General features: G+C 44.6%; 2 protein-coding genes. One reads left to right on the top strand and one right to left on the bottom strand.

Going from position 1 to position 1,148, the window contains the following annotated elements; translation table 11 throughout:
* Positions 1–277: 277 nt before the first annotated feature.
* Positions 278–709, bottom strand: coding sequence for a PAS domain-containing protein (locus A3738_RS07775; protein ID WP_068476662.1), 432 nt, complete (start codon positions 707–709; stop codon positions 278–280).
* 201 nt (positions 710–910) lie between these two features.
* On the opposite strand from A3738_RS07775, the gene A3738_RS07770 reads away from it, so the two are divergent.
* Positions 911–1,148: alcohol dehydrogenase catalytic domain-containing protein (locus tag A3738_RS07770; protein ID WP_156504074.1), on the top strand; the 238-nt coding region annotated here is incomplete at its 3' end.

The raw sequence follows: 1,148 nt of genomic DNA, 5'->3' as shown, positions 1-1,148 counted from the left end.
TAAATATTTTACTAAGCTCAAGACTGCCTAGTTCATCCAAACGGCCCGTATAAATATACTGCGCGAGTGTGTCGGAATAGGTTGTTGCTGATTCTTTCGCTGCTTGTCGTATGTTGAGTGTGATGAAAAAATTAAAAAGTGTCATCACTCCAAGAAAAGCGATTGTGGAAGCGGCTCCGATTAAAAAATGTGTGATGGCCAAAAAAATGGCAATAGGAAGTAGTAGGGTCGTGGTCGCTGCATTCAATTCATAGGCGATTGGCCAATGTTTAGGGTGCTATAGATGGTAGGGCTGTTTACCTTCATTAATTAGCTTGTAAGCATGCGTAGCGCGACTGATTTGATCACGACTTGGCTTGAATCGAACGCTTTGCAGGTGAGCTTCACCGTCAGTTTCATCCGCATTAGCCATCACGAAAGCATCGACCCAATAGTGATCCCCGTTTTTACAACGGTTTTTAATGATGTCCATCCACGATTTTTGATCCGCCATTGCGTCCGAAAGCGATTGAAACGCGGCTTGTGGCATATCTGGATGACGAACAATGTTGCGTGCTTGCCCAAGCGCTTCTTCTTCGGTAAACCCTGATATTTCAACGAAGTCTTTATTGACGTATGTGATCACGCCTTTAGACGTGGTTGTTGAAACAATGCGAGCGTGCTGGTCATATTCAAGCTCGTTTTGAGTAACGGGTTCGTTAATGCGCATGGGGATTTCCTAATTAGTAAACTGCCCAAAGAGCTTAGTAAGCGCAGGCATAGCTTGCTGAGCTTTTCGAATATGCTGGATCTAAATCAATTAACTTGAAGGGAGCTATCATGGAAACGGATCATCACATCAACTAAGGTTTGGAATCTAATCTAAGCAATGACGCGTATTTAACGCTGGGTTTAATCAAAGGAATCTTTTATGTATAGAGCGTATGCAGCAGAGACCGCAGGCGGAAAGTTGGTTGAAGTAGGGAGAGAACTTCAACCTTTAGGTGCGAATGATGTTGAAATTGACGTGATGTATTGCGGTATTTGCCATAGTGACGTGAGCATGCTCGACAACAGCTGGGGGATGTCTGTGTACCCTATCGTAGCAGGGCACGAAGTCATTGGCCGTGTTGCAAGCGTTGGCGCGGAAGTTGACGATACCTTAGTTG

The organism is Oleiphilus sp. HI0066 (assembly GCF_001635725.1).
This window is presented reverse-complemented; position numbering and strand designations above follow the sequence as displayed.